General features: G+C 71.2%; 13 protein-coding genes and 1 pseudogene. 3 read left to right on the top strand and 11 right to left on the bottom strand.

Translation table 11 applies throughout. The annotated features are described in order from the left end of the window. Positions 1–22: 22 nt before the first annotated feature. The 4 genes and pseudogenes from O7635_RS25690 to O7635_RS25675 form a co-directional block, all read right to left on the bottom strand. Positions 23–565, bottom strand: coding sequence for a GNAT family N-acetyltransferase (locus tag O7635_RS25690; protein WP_278083030.1), 543 nt, complete (start codon positions 563–565; stop codon positions 23–25). 18 nt (positions 566–583) lie between these two features. Beyond that, entirely contained in the window at positions 584–916 is a 333-nt protein-coding gene (locus tag O7635_RS25685; RefSeq protein ID WP_278085574.1) for an SLC13 family permease, read from the bottom strand. A 67-nt stretch (positions 917–983) separates the two neighbouring features. Further along, positions 984–1778 (bottom strand): annotated as a pseudogene (locus O7635_RS25680) (SLC13 family permease); the annotation flags it as partial. Positions 1779–1876: 98 nt separating this feature from the next. Continuing rightward, positions 1877–3796, bottom strand: a complete 1920-nt coding sequence (locus O7635_RS25675; protein WP_278083029.1) for a hypothetical protein — start codon at positions 3794–3796, stop codon at positions 1877–1879. A 117-nt stretch (positions 3797–3913) separates the two neighbouring features. Between O7635_RS25675 and O7635_RS25670 the strand changes: the two genes are divergently transcribed. Next, positions 3914–6625: a TIM barrel protein gene (locus tag O7635_RS25670; RefSeq protein ID WP_278083028.1), complete on the top strand. Its 2712-nt coding sequence runs from the start codon at positions 3914–3916 to the stop codon at positions 6623–6625. 4 nt (positions 6626–6629) lie between these two features. On the opposite strand, the gene O7635_RS25665 is transcribed toward O7635_RS25670, so the two are convergent. From O7635_RS25665 to O7635_RS25650, 4 genes are all read right to left on the bottom strand, one after another. Further along, positions 6630–7493 carry a shikimate dehydrogenase gene (locus O7635_RS25665; protein WP_278083027.1) on the bottom strand — a complete coding sequence of 288 codons (864 nt, stop codon included), beginning with the start codon at positions 7491–7493 and terminating at the stop codon, positions 6630–6632. A 62-nt stretch (positions 7494–7555) separates the two neighbouring features. After that, the gene (gene dctP / locus O7635_RS25660; protein WP_278083026.1) at positions 7556–8593 is read right to left on the bottom strand and encodes a TRAP transporter substrate-binding protein DctP; all 1038 of its coding nucleotides are present in this window, start codon (positions 8591–8593) and stop codon (positions 7556–7558) included. A gap of 40 nt (positions 8594–8633) precedes the next feature. Further along, a complete protein-coding gene (locus O7635_RS25655) occupies positions 8634–9914 on the bottom strand; it encodes a TRAP transporter large permease (protein ID WP_278083025.1) in 1281 nt (426 codons plus the stop codon). Further along, positions 9911–10471 carry a TRAP transporter small permease subunit gene (locus tag O7635_RS25650; protein ID WP_278083024.1) on the bottom strand — a complete coding sequence of 187 codons (561 nt, stop codon included), beginning with the start codon at positions 10469–10471 and terminating at the stop codon, positions 9911–9913. The genes O7635_RS25655 and O7635_RS25650 overlap by 4 nt, the downstream gene beginning before the upstream one ends. Positions 10472–10674: 203 nt before the next feature. Here O7635_RS25650 and O7635_RS25645 point away from each other — a divergent pair, with 203 nt between their 5' ends. After that, complete coding sequence (locus O7635_RS25645; RefSeq protein ID WP_278083023.1) at positions 10675–11484, top strand: IclR family transcriptional regulator; 810 nt, start codon at positions 10675–10677, stop codon at positions 11482–11484. A 125-nt stretch (positions 11485–11609) separates the two neighbouring features. After that, positions 11610–12257, top strand: coding sequence for a TetR/AcrR family transcriptional regulator (locus O7635_RS25640; RefSeq protein ID WP_278083022.1), 648 nt, complete (start codon positions 11610–11612; stop codon positions 12255–12257). A 9-nt stretch (positions 12258–12266) separates the two neighbouring features. Here the strand turns inward: O7635_RS25640 and O7635_RS25635 are convergent, their stop codons facing one another. The 3 genes from O7635_RS25635 to O7635_RS25625 all read right to left on the bottom strand — a co-directional run bounded on the left by O7635_RS25635 (position 12267) and on the right by O7635_RS25625 (position 15122). Then, on the bottom strand, positions 12267–13556 hold the full coding sequence (locus O7635_RS25635) for a family 43 glycosylhydrolase (protein ID WP_278083021.1): 1290 nt from the start codon (positions 13554–13556) through the stop codon (positions 12267–12269). A 67-nt stretch (positions 13557–13623) separates the two neighbouring features. Continuing rightward, complete coding sequence (locus O7635_RS25630) at positions 13624–14673, bottom strand: Gfo/Idh/MocA family oxidoreductase (RefSeq protein WP_278083020.1); 1050 nt, start codon at positions 14671–14673, stop codon at positions 13624–13626. A gap of 2 nt (positions 14674–14675) precedes the next feature. Further along, the gene (locus tag O7635_RS25625; RefSeq protein ID WP_278083019.1) at positions 14676–15122 is read right to left on the bottom strand and encodes a type II 3-dehydroquinate dehydratase; all 447 of its coding nucleotides are present in this window, start codon (positions 15120–15122) and stop codon (positions 14676–14678) included. Positions 15123–15126 lie beyond the last annotated feature (4 nt).

Genomic DNA, 15126 nt, shown 5'->3' with positions numbered 1-15126 from the left:
ACTGTCGCACGTTCGGTGACGGTCAGACCGCCGGGTCGGTCAGGTCGGCCGGGCGGAGGCGGAAGACCTGGAGGCGCAGGCCGTAGTATTTCTCCGTCTCGCCGACCCAGTCCATCCCGATGCGGCGGGCGGTCGCCTGGGCTCGGGAGTTCGCCGGGCGGGCGACCGCGAGGACCTCGTCCCAGCCCTGGTCGAACGCCCACCGGGCGATGGCCCGCCCCGCCTCGGCCGCGTACCCCTGGCCCCAGACATCGGGGTGGAGCTGCCAGCCCATCTCCAGGTCCTCGCCGCGCGGCGGCAGCGGCAGCAAAATGGCGCCGCCGACGAGCCGGCCGTCGTCGCGGCGCTCGACCGCCCAGCGCCCGGCGGGCTCCGGCAGGCGCGCGTCCTCGGCGACCCACTGCTGCAGCACCAGCCGCATCGCGTCGGCGTCGGGAACGCTGTCCATCGCGGGGCTGAGCCACCGCGCCACGTTCGACGCCCCGTAGATCGGCAGCGCCGCCTCCGCGTCGTCGACCCGCCACGGCCGCAGGTTGAGGCGATCCGTCTTCAGTTCACCGGCCACCCCTCAACCTTAGGCCGCTCATGGAAACGCGAAGTAACGCAACCAGAGGTACGGGGTGGCCAGCGCGATGGTGACGAGCGTCACGACGAGCCCGTACTTGGTGAACTCCCAGAAGGTGATCTTCGTGCCCGCGCGTTCGGCCAGCCCCAGCACGACGACGTTGGCCGACGCGCCGATCGCGGTGGCGTTGCCGCCCAGGTCGGCGCCGATGGCCAGGGCCCACCACAGCACCCGCGCCTGGGAGGTGCCGTCGGCGTTGACCATCTCCGCCACGATCGGGCTGATGGTGGCCACGTAGGGGATGTTGTCGACGATCGCCGACAGCACGGCCGATCCCCACAGCAGCACCATCGACGCGACCGAACAGCCGGCCACCGGTCGCCTCCACCGCCGCGCGCGACAGCTGCTCGATGACGCCGGTGTTGACCAGCGAGCCGACCATCACGAACAGGCCCGCGAAGAAGACCAGGGTCGGCCACTCCACGTCGCGCGCGACCGTGCCGGCGTCGATCCCGGAGAGCGCCAGCAGGACCAGGCCGCCGACGATGGCGACCACCGCCGGTTCCAGGTGGAGGACCGTGTGCAGCATGAACGCGACCATCGTCACGGCCAGCACCGCCAGGCTGACCGCCAGCAGCCGCGGATCCTTGATGGCGTCGCGCTCCCGCAGCGTCGCGATCTCCGCCGCCCGCCCCGGGTCGTGACGGAACGCCGTGCGGAACAGGACCCGACTCAGCGCGACGAACGCGGCCAGCGCCACGACGACGAACGGGGCCAGGTGCACCAGGAAGTCGTTGTACGACAGCCCGCCGCGGCTGGCGATGATGATGTTGGGTGGGTCGCCGACCAGCGTCGCGGTGCCGCCGATGTTGGACGCCATCGCCTCGGCGATCAGGTAGGGCGCGACCGGAACGGCCAGGCGCTCGCAGACGAGGAACGTGACCGGGGCGACGAGCAGCACCGTGGTCACGTTGTCGAGGCCGGCCGAGATGACCGCGGTCACCACGATGAGCACGACCATGACCCGGAACGGGCGGCCCCTGGCCCGCTTGATCGCCCAGATGGCCAGGTACTCGAACGCCCCGGTCCGCTTGAGGGCGGCGACGATCAGCATCATCCCGAGCAGCAGGAAGATGACGTTCCAGTCGATGCCCGCGTCCGCCGAGAAGAACGCGTGCTCGGCGTCGGTCGCGCCGATCAGCAGCATGACCACGGCGCCGCCGAGCGCCGCGGCGACGCGGTGCACCTTCTCGGTGGCGATCAGCGCGTAGGCGACGGCGAACACCGCCACCGCCGCCCACGCCGCCGTGCTCAGATCCGTTTCCTGTCCCGGGGCCGGCGGAAGCCGGACGGGCTGTAGTAGCGCACGACGCTCCCGTCCGCGCCGGTCTCGCTGCTGTAGTGCTTCAGGAAGTCCCACATCAGCGGGGACTCCTCGGGCATCGTGTTGTGCGAGCGGTAGACGTTCCTGGTGACCTTGAGCACCGGGATGCCCGTGTCGCGGCCGCGCCAGGTCCAGGTCACGAACCGATCGTGCCAACCGCTCCGCTCGCCGTCGACGTCGTCCACATCGGACAGACTGAGATCATTGGTGTGGAGGTGATACCGCGCCCAGCTGTCGAGCGAGTTCTCGATGTCGTCCCAGAGCGTGCCCTCCAGGAACGCGAGGTCGCCGTAGCCGTAGATCTGGTAGTTGGGGATCATCCGCCCGCTGGCCGGATGCTCGACGCCGTCGATGCTCACGGTGCCCGCGGCGCTCGGCGCGGCGGTGAACGAGGTCGACGCGACAGCGGCGAAATACTCGGGGAACGCGATCGCGAAGTTCTGGGTCACGGAGCTGCCGGCGGACTGCCCGGTGGAATAGAACCGGGTCGGGTCGACCGGGTACTCGGCCGTGACGACCTCGCGGAGCTGGCGATAGAAGGCGTGCGAGTCGCGGTGGCTGACCGAGACCGAGGTGTTGCTGTACTGCTCGCAGACGGTGACGACGACGATGCCTTCGCGCTCGGCGACCTTCCACCACTGGGCGGCGTCGAAGAACACCTTGTCGGTCTGGCTGTTGCCCGGCCACACGAAGAGGACCGGCGCCCGATCACCCCACCGGCGGTGCGCCGAGCGGGGCACGTGCACGAGATATTCGCGCACGAAGCCCTCGACCATCATGGTGCGCACCTCGACACCGAGCTTGGCGTAGTCGGCCCGCTCGTAGAGCTGGTTTCCATAGGCGAAGAAGTTCTCATAGCGCGTGTACGCGGTGAGGAACTCGACGATCTGCCCGGTCGCGACGCGGCTCGTGGCCCCGACCGGCCGCTCCTGGACGGCGACCTGCGAGATCGGGCCCGCGTAGGAGGTCATCCAGCGGTCGGAGCCGCGCCGTTGCGGGTACACGGTGCCGAGCGTCCGGTCCCGGACTGGCCGCCCGACCGCGTCGTTGGCCTGCTTCCAGTAAGCCAGGCTGGCCCCGACCGTCCGCCGGTCCGGGTGGATGAACCACGTCGGCAACACGGTTTCCGCGTACCGGATCAGGTCGAAGCCGGGCGGAAACTCCACAGTGGTGTAGCTGCCGTCCGTCTCGCCGTCGAAGACCCGGTCGGCGTAGGCGGCCAGGTGGTCCGCGTCGAGCCCGGTCGAGTCGACGAACACCTGGCCGATGACCCGCAGCGGGTGGGCGACGGCCCACGCCTCGAGGGCGGGCGCGCCGGCGCCGTATCCCACGAGATAGTGCAGCCCGAAGATCGAGAAGTAGCGGTTGTTCTGGTGGAAGGCCATGGCTGCCTCGACGTAAACGGCCTCGTCGGCGTGCGGACCCCACCCGCCGGGCCCCGGTTCGAGCACGAACAGCCCCTCCGCGCGCCGGTCGGCGACGTCGACCCAGCCTGACCGGGCAAGAAACTCGGCGGTACGCACGCCGTCAGGCACCGCGATGACCGTGTAGTAGGAGCGGATCGGCGTCTCGGCGGAGATGTAGACCTTGGCCGTCCGCGTCGCGCCGGCAACCTCGAACGACTTCGACCAATAGCCGGTCATCTCGCGTGGGAGCTTGTTGGCGCGGGAGTAGTCGTAGGCCGGGAAGGGGCGTTCGTCCAGCGATCCCGGCGGCCCGAGCGGGTCAGCGGGCGCGCCGGCGCCGTGCGCCCGCGCCGGCGCGGACCGGAGTTGGTCGGTCAGGGTGGCCGTCACCGCGACGGCCGCGGCGCCCTGGAGCAGCCGGCGTCGGTCGATTGCGGACATGAGGCAGGCCTTTCCGCGAGGGGACGGGTTGGCGGCGATCCATCTAGCGGACTTTCCGAACTGCTAGGCAGACCTTAGTCTGGTCGTCAATGGCCCGGCAACGAGGCAGGGGTTGGCATGACCCACGACATCCTTCATCCGGCGGTCGCGACCGTGAGCCTCTCGGGGACACTCGAGGACAAGCTCGCCGCGGCCGCCGCCGCGCGGTTCCGGGGCGTCGAGATCTTCGCCAGCGACCTGGTGGCATCGGCGTGGTCGCCCGAGCGGGTGCGGGCCGAGTGCGTGCGCCGAGGTCTCTCGATCGACCTCTACCAACCGTTCCGTGACTTCGAGGCGGTGCCGCCCGACCTGCTCGCCGCCAACCTCAAGCGGGCCGAGCGCACCTTCGACATCCTCGAGCGACTCGGCGCGCCGACGCTGCTGGTGTGCTCGACGGTCGCGCGGGACGCGGTCGACGACGACGACCTCGCGGCCGAACAGCTGCACGAGCTCGCCGATCGCGCGCACCGGCGCGGCCTGCGCGTCGCCTACGAGGCCCTGGCCTGGGGCCGCTTCGTCAACACGTACGCCCATGCCTGGCGGATCGTCCGGCGGGCCGACCACCCGGCGCTCGGGCTGTGCCTGGACAGCTTCCACGTGCTGTCGCGCGGCGACGATCCCGCCGGCATCAGGGTGGTGCCCGGCGCCAAGCTGTTCCACGTCCAGCTCGCCGACGCGCCACGGATGACCGTCGACGTCGTCGAGTGGAGCCGCCATCACCGGCTCTTCCCCGGTCTCGGCTCGTTCGACCTCACCGGCTTCCTCGGTCACGTGTTGTCGACCGGCTACACCGGACCCCTTTCGCTCGAGGTGTTCAACGACGTCTACCGGCAGGCCGAACCCCGGCGGGCGGCGATCGACGGCATGCGCTCGCTGATCGCGCTGCGGGAGGCGGTGAGCGTCTCCGCACCACCCGCGAGCCGGGACCGCATCCGACCGGCCGGCCTGCCACCGGCGCCGCGGCTCGGCGGCCACGTCTTCACCGAGCTCGCCGTGGACGACCGCTCAGGGCCGGTCGTGGCCGGCGCCCTGACCGCGCTCGGCTTCGCCCACACCGGCCAGCACCGCTCGAAGCCGGTTGAGCTGTGGGAGCAGGGCGCCGCACGGATTCTGCTCAACCACGCGCCGCACCGCACGGTCACACCCGGCACCGCGGCGATCTGCGCGCTGGGGTTGGAGAGCGCGGACCCGGCGGCGTCGGCCCGCCGCGCCGACCGACTGCTGGTGCCGGTCCTGCCGCGGCTGCGCCAACCGGAAGAGGCCGAGCTGATGTCGGTCGCCGCGCCTGACGGCACCGCCGTCTTCCTGGTCGGCGCCGGCCAGGACGGTGACAACTGGCTGCAGGACTTCGGGCCGACCGGCGACCTGGCGCCGGGTCACGGCCGGATCCTCGGCACCGACCACGTGTCGCTGACCGACTCGGTCGACGACTTCGACGAGAGCACGCTGTTCTACCGGGCGGTGCTGGGCCTGCGCACCGAGGCGGCCACCGAGATCGCCGCTCCGTTCGGCCTGATCCGTGGCCGGGCCGCCGCCGATCCCGAGCACCTGGTCACGATCGCGCTCAACACCGCACCGCTGCGGCGCGGAGACTGGGCGCCGGCCGTGCCGAGCCCGCAGCACGTCGCCTTCCGCACCGACGACGCGATCGCCAGCGCCCGGGCCCTGCGCGCCCACGGCGCGCCGATCCTGGCCATCCCCGACAACTACTACGCCGACCTCGGCGCGCGCCTCGACCTGCCGGCCGACCAGCTCGACGCCCTCCGGGAGCATTCGATCCTCTATGACCGGGACGAGCACGGGGCGCTGCTGCACTTCTACACCGAGCTGCTGGGCTCGCGCGTCTTCTTCTCGGTCGTGCAGCGCGTCGACGGCTATCGCGGGCTCGGCGACCCGGCCAGCGCGCCGGTGCGGATGGCGGCGCACCGCGAGCGGCGGCTGCGTACGCTGCGGGACACGCCGACGCGACGGCACGACTACTCGCTGGCCCACCTGACGGCGCTGAGCCTGTCGCCCCCGGAGCTCGTCGACGCCGCCGCCGACGCCGGCTACCGCTACGTGGGACTGCGCCTGCGCCGGGTCACGCCCCAGGAGCCGCACTATCCACTCGCGACGGATCCGGCGCTGATGCGGTCGACCAAGGCCCGCCTGGCCGCGACCGGGATCGAGGTCCTGGACATCGAGCTGGCCCGCATCGGCCCCGACGACGACCCGCACGAGTTCCAGCGGTTCCTGGAGGCCGGCGCGGAGCTCGGCGCGCGGCACGTCATCGCCCAGCTGCCGGACCCGGACCGCGCGCGCAAGACCGACCGGTTCGCCCGGCTGTGCGAGCTGGCCCGGCCGTTGGGCCTGACGGTCGACCTGGAGTTCCCGTCGTGGACCGAGACGCCGGACCTCCGCGAGACCGTGCGAGTGCTGCGAGGCGCGGATCAGCCCAACGCCGGGATCCTGGTCGACCTGTTGCACTTCGCCCGCTCGGGGTCGAGCGTCGCCGACCTGCGGCAGCTGCCCGGGCACTGGTTCCACTTCGTGCACGTGTGCGACGCGCCGCCGGGGGTCCCGCCCACGACAGAGGAGATCATCCACACGGCCCGCTTCGAGCGGCTGTTCCCTGGCGAGGGCGGCATAGACGTCCACGGCATCCTCGACGCCCTGCCGCCGGGACTTCCGTTCGCCCTGGAGATCCCGCGGGCGACCCTCGTCGCCCAGGTGGGCGCCAAGGAGCACGCCCGGCTGGCGCTGGCGGCCGCCCGCGACCACCTCGACGCCGCGCAGCCGGCGGCCGCCTGAGCCGTCAGCGCTCCGCGTCGACGAGCTCACCCGAGTGGGCGAGCATCGCCGCGGCGTCGGCCGGTCGGCCGGTGAAGAGCTCGAACGCCGTGGTGGCCTGGAAGACGCTCATCCCGCCGCCGTGCAGGGTCGGCGCGCCCACCGCCCGCGCCGCCCGCAGCAGCGCGGTGTCGATCGGCCGGTAGACGATGTCCGCCACCCACAGGTCGGCGCGCAGGTCGGTGTCCGCTATCGGCGAGCCGGGGTGGTGCGCCATGCCGAGCGGGGTGGCGTTGACGACGCCGTCGGCCACGGCCAGCAGGCGCGACAGGTGGTCCGAGGTGGCGCCGGCGATGCGCTCCGGGCCGTACTCCTCGGCCAGCAGGGCCACGAGGCGATCGGTGCGCGCGCGGTCCACGTCGACGATGGTCAGGCGGCCGACGCCGAGGGCCAGCAGGGCGTGCGCGACGGCCGAGCCCGCTCCGCCGGCGCCGAGTTGCACGACCCGCGCCCGGGCCGCGTCGGCGAAGGAGTGCGCGAAGCTGCGCCGGAACCCGGAGGCGTCGGTGTTGTATCCCCGGGTGGCGTCGTCGTCGAACAGGACCGTGTTGACGGCGCCGAGCACGGCGGCCTCGCCACACAGCTCGTCGACGAACGCGGCGACCGTCTGCTTGAACGGGTGGGTGATGTTGAGACCGCGGTAACCCAGCACGCGGGCCCACCGGAGCAGGTCCGGAACGTCCTGTGCGCGTACGCCGCGGATCCGGCTGTCGATCGTCGTGTAGACGAGGCGGATGCCCTGCCGGTCGGCCTCGCGCTGGTGCAGCAGCGGCGTGTGCGACCGCTGGATGCCGTCACCGACGAGTCCGATGAGGACGGACTCCGACACGGTGCCTCCCCTTCGCCGGAGGGCCGGCGTCACAGCCGGCCCTCCGGTCACCTCGCCTGGGCTCAGGCGGCGGACGATCGGATGGACTTGTAGAGCTCGAGGTCCGCGCCCTTGAAGTAGGTGTTGAAGTAGGCCTCGGCCTTGCTGATGAAGGCCTGGCGGTCGACCTGGTCGATCTCGACGACCGTGCGGCCCGACTCCGCCCGCCAGCCGTCGATGACCTTCTCGGTCTCCTCGTCGACGCACTTGCGGTTCTCGGCCCGGATGTCCTTGATGGCCTTGAACAGGGCGTCCTTCTGGGCCTGACTCATCTTGTCGAGGGTCTTGTCGGCCAGGACGACGTAGTGGGTGCCGACCTGGTGGTTGGTCAGGCTGGCCACCTTGAGGATCTCGTCGAACTTCTGCGCGTGGGTGGCCACCACCGGGTTTTCCTGGCCCTGCGCGACACCCTGCTGAAGGGCGAGGTAGAGCTCCTCCAGCGCGACGGAGACCGCGTTGGCGCCGAGCGCCTTGGCGTTGGCCAGGAACTGCGGCGTGTTCGGGAAGCGGATCTTGAGGCTGGCCAGGTCCTCGGGCTTGCGGATGGGCGCCGTCGCGGTGAACGTGCGCATCCCGAAGTACCACGCGTCGACGATCGTGGTGTCGGTGGCCGCGTTGAACTCGGTGAAGAAGTCCTGCCCGTTGGAGTCGACCCACTTGAAGAAATGATCGATGTCGTTGAACGCGTACGCCGCGTCGAGCACACCGATCTTCGGGAAGGCGGTCGACATGGCCGAGCCGCCCTGCAGGTCGATGTCGATGTCACCGGCCTGGACGCCGGCGAAGCGTTCGGCGTCCGGCCCGAGCTGACTGTTCGGGAACAGGTCCAGGGTCAGGTTGAGGTTCTGACCCTCGATCCGTTCCTTGAGCAGCTTCATGCCGCAGTAGAAGTTGGGCTGGGTCTCCGGTTGCGAGCTGCCGATCTTGAGCGTCAGCGTCGGGTTCTCGCCTTCGGCCGCGGGCGTGTTGCTCGCGGTGGAACAGGCGGAGGCCAGTGCGATGGGCAGGGTGAGGGCGAGCGCCGCGGCGATCCGGCGCCAGCCGACGGACGTGTGCGACATGGGGGTCTACCTCTCGGTCGGGACGGCTTCCGGGACCGGGTCAGAACCCGAGCACTCCGGGCAGCCACAGGGCGAGGTCGGGGAAGGCGGAGATCAGGACGAGAACGGCGACGAGCGGGACGAGGAACGGGGCGACGCCGCGGAAGACCAGATCCACCGGGCGACCGGTGACGGAGCTGGTGATGTAGAGGACGCTGCCGACAGGTGGTGTCAACAGGCCGATCATCAGGTTGATGATCATCACGACGCCGAAGTAGACCGGGTCGATCCCCAGGTCGATCGCGATCGGGAGCAGCACCGGCACCGTGACGAGGATGATCGCGGTGGCGTCGATGAGGGCGCCCAGGACGAGCAGGATGACGTTGACCAGGATCATGAAGACGATCGGGTTCTCGGAGACCGAGGTGAGGAACTCGGCGACGTTCTGCGAGACCCGGGCCCGCGTGAGGATCAGGCCCAGCAGCGCGGCCGCGCCGAGGATGAGCGCGATGCCGCCGGTGATGACCGCCGTCTCACGCAGGGCCTGCAGGAGCAGCCTGACCCGCAGCGTGCGGTAGACGACACCGAGCACGAGCATGTAGAGCACGGCGACCGACGCGGCCTCGGTCGGCGTGAACAGACCCGACAGGATCCCGCCGAGCAGGATGACCGGGGTGAGGATCGGGCCGACGGCGCCGACCGACGCGCGCGCGAAGCGGCTCCGGTCGAACGGCACCGCGGCCAGGTCGGGCCGGCGCGCGGTCCAGAAGAAGATGTAGACGCACAGGCCGGCCGCCATGATGAACGCCGGGATGACCGAGGCCGCGAACAGGGCGCCGGTCGACACCGTCGCCGTGGCGGCGTAGATGACGGCCGGGATGCTGGGTGGCATCACGGGGCTGATCAGGGACGACGACGCGGTCAGTCCGGCGGCGAACCCGAACGGATAGCCGGCCTTGACCATCTGCGGGATCTGCAACTTGCCGAGGCCCGCGACGTCGGCGAGGGCGGAGCCGCTCATCCAGGAGAAGCCGACGGCGGACCCGACGTTGACGTAGGCGAGGTTGCCGCGTACCCGGCCGAGCGCCGCGAGGCAGAACTCGTAGAGCCGGTCGGCAATGCCGAGCCGGTTGGCCATGACACCGACGAGGATGAACAGCGGCACGGCCAGCAGCGGGAAGCTGTTGAGGCCGTCGAAGGTGGTCTTGAGCGCGAAGCCGTTCGAGGTGCCGTCGGCCAGCGCCCACCACAGGCTCGGGCCGATGAACGCCAGCCCGACCGGCACGCGGATCAGCAGCAGGAACGCGATCGCGACGCCGACCATCCAGAGCTCGAGGATCATCGGGCCTCCGCCGCGTCGAACGCCACGTCGTCCTGGTTGGCGTAGAAGATGCGTACGATCGCGCGGACCGTCCCGGACGCGAACCCGATCAGGGGGAACGCGTACATGATCCAGATGGGTATCTCGAGAGCGGCGGTCCGCCGGTTCGGGTAGGCCTGGATCAGCTCGATCGCCTCCCAGACCAGCAGGGCGCAGATGACCGCCGTGCAGGCCGCCGAGATCACCTTGACCACCACCATCGCCCGGCCTTTGACGACGTAGTCGATGATCTGGATGGTGATGTGGCCGTTGTTGCCGATCAGGTAGCCCACCATGATGAAGGTCAGGACGATCAACGAGTAGCCGGCCAGCTCACCGACCCCCGGCCAGTTGAGCCCCGGGACGAACCGGCTGACGACCTGCCAGAGCACACTGACGAAGATCAGCACCAGTGCGGCGCAGGCGATCGCCAGCTCCACCGAGGCCCACGCCCGCAGCACGGCCGGCTCCCGCCGCCGGGCCGGTTCGGCGGCTCCGGACGCCGGATCCTCCACGACCGGCGGCGGCTGGCCCGTCATCGCCTGTCTCCTGTCAACACGATGGGCCTCACTCTCGAGAGGGACGGCGGTCCACTAGATGGACCTTCAGAGCCATACCGTGGACTGCGTGTAAAGTACGGGCCGGCGGTCGGTCGTGGCAAGGTGTCGAGTCCGGACCGTTACGTCGGCGGCAATCGGCGCGATCGGTACCATTGCGCGGAGCGTGAGGAAGGTGGGTCTGCGTGGCTGCGCCCAGCAAGCGGAAAGTCCCCGCCGAGCCGATGCCGGCCGGTGACGCGGCCGACCAGCAAGGCGTCCGCAGTGTCCAGCGCGCGCTCGACATCCTCGGGCTGCTGACCGTCGACCGCCCCGCCATCTCGGTCCGGGAGATCGTCGAGGCCACCGGCCTCGCCAAGACCACGGTGCTGCGGATGGTATCCACGCTCGAGCAGAGCGGTCTGCTGTGGGCGACCCCGAGCGGATACATGGCGGGCCCGGGGCTCTGGCGCTGGGCCCATCTCGCGCAACGCAGCTGGGAGCTCCCGCCCGACACCCAGCGCGTCATGCGCGAGCTCGCCGGACGCCACCGCGAGACGGTCAGTGTCTACGTCGCCCGCGACATCTGGCGGGTCTGCATCGCCCGCCAGGAAGGCCCCCAGCCGCTGCGGCATGTCGTCCACGTCGGCGACGAGCTGCCGATGTGGGCCGGCGCGTCCGCGAAGGTGCTGCTCCGCGACGCCTCCGCCGGGCTGCTCGAACGCATCGCCCGCAGCTCCCCCTACGGCGCCGGGCACGTGCGGCGGCTGCGGGAGTGGATCGACGAGGCGGCGACGCGGGGCTACGCCGAGAGCCATGGCGAGCGCGAGGACGGCCTGGCCGCCGTCGCCGCCCCGATCCTCGGCCGGTCCGGGACGGTCATCGCCGCGCTCGGGCTGAGCGGTCCCGCGATCCGGTTCACGGAAGACCGGGTGAGCGAGTTCGCGGCCGACCTCAAGCAGGTGGCCCGCGACATGTCGGAACGCGGTTTCGCCCACCCGTTCGGCGACGCCTGACTGCCCCAGCGACACGGATCCCTCCCGCGTCAGGTCCGATCACGTGAGTTATACGAACTGGTACGTTAGTTAGCCACCGCGCTGAGGCGAAGTCAAGGCCTGTGCGACCGGAACGGAGAGCTGGGATGGCACGAACGCCGAGCACGGCGGCGCCGGAACGGGTGCGGGACAGCGCCCGGACCCGCGCCGAGATCCTCGACGTGGCCACCGCCGAGTTCGCGGCGCGCGGCTACGACGGCTCACGGGTCGACGAGATCGCGGCGCTGACCCGCACCACGAAGCGGATGATCTATTACCACTTCGGCGGCAAGAAGCAGCTCTACATCGCCGTGCTGGAGCGGGCCTACTCCCGCATCCGGACGGCCGAGCGCGGCGTCGACGTCGACGACCTCGACCCCGTCGACGCCCTGCGGCGGGTCGCCGGGGTCACCTTCGACCATCACGGCGCCCACCCGGAGTTCATCCGGCTCGTCAGCATCGAGAACATCCACAACGCCGAGCACGTCAAGGAACTGGTCGAGATGGTCGACCTCGCCGGCCCGGTCGTCTCGCTGCTCGACGGCATCCTGCGGCGCGGTCGGGCCCAGGGCGTGTTCCGGGCGGACGTCGACGCGATCGACGTCCACATGATGATCAGCGCGTTCTGCGTGTTCCGGGTGGCCAACCGCCACACGTTCGGCACCATCTTCGGCCGGGACCTGGTGGACCCGGCCCGCCACGACCATTACCGGGCGATGTGCGCTGACATGATCGTCCGCTATCTCGCCGCCTGACCACCAGGCTCAGGCCACCTCGATGTAGTCGAGCTCGGCCCATCGGCTCTGGAAGCCGAGCCGGACCGTGTTGGCGCCGGCCACGAGCGTGACGTCGGCCCTGACCTCACGCCAGGTCTCCCAACCGGTGTTCGGATAGGCGACCACCTGCGCGGCGCCGCCGTTGACCCCCAGCGTGTGCTGGGCATCGCCGAAGCCGGCCGCATATCCGATGTGGACCGTGTAGGCGCCGGCCCGCGGCGCGAAGACGGAGATGTCGACGGCGCTGTCGGCGTAGTCGATGTAGGCGACCACCTGGCCCTGCGACGCGCCGGCCGTGGCGCGCACCGAGCAGCGGGTGAGCACCCCGCGCTCCGCTTCGTAGCGGACCCGGCTGCCGCGCACGACCGGATAGCCGCCCGACCAGCCCAGCGCGGCCACGTACATGCCCCGGGCGGTGTTGTTGTTGATCCAGCCGTGGAAGACGATGTGGTCACCGCCGCTCTCGCGCACGACGTCGGCGCCGCCGGGTCCCCGCACCGCGCCGTCGAGGCTCGCGGTCGTCAGCAGGGACCGATAGGCCTTCGTGTAGGGCCCGGTCAACGCCGTCGCGGTCGCGTAGCTCGTCTGGTACGCGTCACCGCCGTACCCGCCGAGCGAGTAGAAGAGCACGTAGCTGTTGCCGACCTTGGTCAGCGCCGGCGCCTCGATGACGCCGTTCTCCTCGGACCGGCCGCTGCGCAGCAGCTCCACCCGCGCGCCCTGGAGTGTCACGCCGTCGGCCGCGACCCGCTGCAACCAGAGGCTGGTCGGCTGCCCGATCGCGTTGCCGTCGTCCTTGTAGAGGAGGTAGCGCAGCCCGGTCGAGTCGGTGAAGCTCGACGCGTCGATGTCGCCGCCCTCGCCCGCGTTGCAGACCAGCGGACCGGAGCCGACGGGACTGAACGGGCCGAGCGGCGAGGTGGCGAGCGCGGCGCCGATGCACTGCCTCCCCGTCGCGGTGCTGCGGGCGGTGTAGTAGAGCAGGTAGCGGCCGTCGGCCCGCACGGAGACGTCGGGCGCCCAGGTGAGACCGCCGCTGGCCCAGGCGCCGAGCGTCGGCAGGGCATTGCCCCGCCTGGTCCAGGGCCCGCTCAACGCCGGGGCCGAGGCCACCGGGACGTTGCCGAAGCCGTTGTTGGTCGAGTAGGCGTAGTAGGTCGAGCCGAACCGCGACACGTCGGGGTCGGGAAAGTCGCCGTTGACGACGAGCGCGGGTGCCACGGTGGCCGCCAGCGCGGCCGGCGCGGCGACCGCGAGCAGAGGGAGGGCCGTCAGCACGACCGCCAGACGCGCAAGACATCGACGCATGTATCTTTCTACCACGGGTGCGGCGGAGCACGCACGCCTACCACCGGCCGACCTCGACGGCCTCCCCGGTCCGCGAGGAGCGGTAGATCGCCTCGACGACCTCGAGCGACCGGATCGCGTCCAGGCCCGTGACAGCAGGCTCGCGGTCCTCCCGGAGCGCCGCCACGAAGTCCCGCACCTGCAGCGCGTGGTAGGGCGCGAGCCGGTCGTGAATGTCCCCCAGCGGCAGGTCGGCCATGGCCGCCGTGGCCGGTCCGGCATCGAGCACGCGCTCACCGTCCAGTGTCGACACGTCGGTGGCGCCGACGCCTTCCGGGAACTCCGAGAGTCCGAGCGTGTGCCCGGATCCGTCGCCGACCCACACCTGGACGCCGAGGCCGGGGCGGAAGGTGGTGCCGGCCTGGATCGTGGCGATGGCCCCCGAGGCGAACTCCACGATCGCGGCCGCGGTGTCCTCGACCTCGATGACGCCGCGGTGCACCAGCGTCGCGCACCGACCGGTCACCCGGCGGGCCGGCCCGAGGTACCACAGCAGGAGATCGACGTGGTGGATCGCCTGGGTCATCAGGACGCCACCGCCCTCCGTGGCCAACCGTCCCCGCCACGGCTCGGCGTAGTAGGCGGCGTCGCGGTTGAGCCGCGCGACGACGGCGCCGCAGATCGGTCGGCCCAGCCGGCCGTCGTCGATGGCGGCCCGGATGCGCATGGCGGCCGGCCAGAACCGACGCTGGAACAGCACTCCGAACCGCACTCCGGCGGCCGCGGTCGCGGCGACCATCCGGTCGGCCTGCTCCACCCGCAACGCCACCGGCTTCTCGCAGAGGACGTGCACGCCGTGCCGGGCCGCGGCCAGCACGCCGGCCTCGTGGGCGCCGTGCGGCGTGCAGATCGTCACGGCGTCCAGCCCGGCGGCCAGCATCGCCTCGACATCGTCGTACGCCCGCGGCACGCCGTGCCGCTCCGCGAAGGCGCGTGCCCGCCCACCGTCCACATCGGCCACCGCGACGACCTCGACGCCGGCCACGTCCCGCAGGGCGGCGACGTGGTTGCGCGCGATCCGGCCGCAGCCGGCGATCCCGAAGCGCATGGTCAGCCCTGGTGGTCGAGGCGGTCCCGGAGGCCGCGCATGGCCAGCTCGTAGACGTCGGCGCCGAAGCCGGCGACGAACCCGCTCGCCGCGCGGGCGGTCACCAGGTCGGTGTGGTAGACCGGTTCGCGGGCGAACACGTTGGTCAGGTGCACCTCGACGACCGGCCGGTCGAGCATGCGCAGCGCGTCATAGAGCGCCACCGAGCGCGTCGACAGCCCGGCCGGGTTGACGATGACCGCGGCTGACTCGGCGAAGGCCTGGTGTGCCCAGCCGATCAGGTCCGCCTCGCTGTCGGACTGCCGGAACACCGCGTCGAAGCGGAGCTCCTCGGCCAGGCCGAGGCAGCGGGTCTCGATCTGCGCCAACGTGGTGCGGCCGTAGGTCTGCGGCTCGCGGCGACCGAGCATGTTCAGGTTCGGCCCGTTGAGGATGAACAAGCGGTCCACGTCG

The sequence above is a fragment of the Asanoa sp. WMMD1127 genome, from assembly GCF_029626225.1.
In the GTDB taxonomy this organism is placed as follows: domain Bacteria; phylum Actinomycetota; class Actinomycetes; order Mycobacteriales; family Micromonosporaceae; genus Asanoa.
The sequence above is the reverse complement of the archived record's forward strand: the minus strand, read 5'-3'. Positions and strand labels throughout refer to the sequence as shown.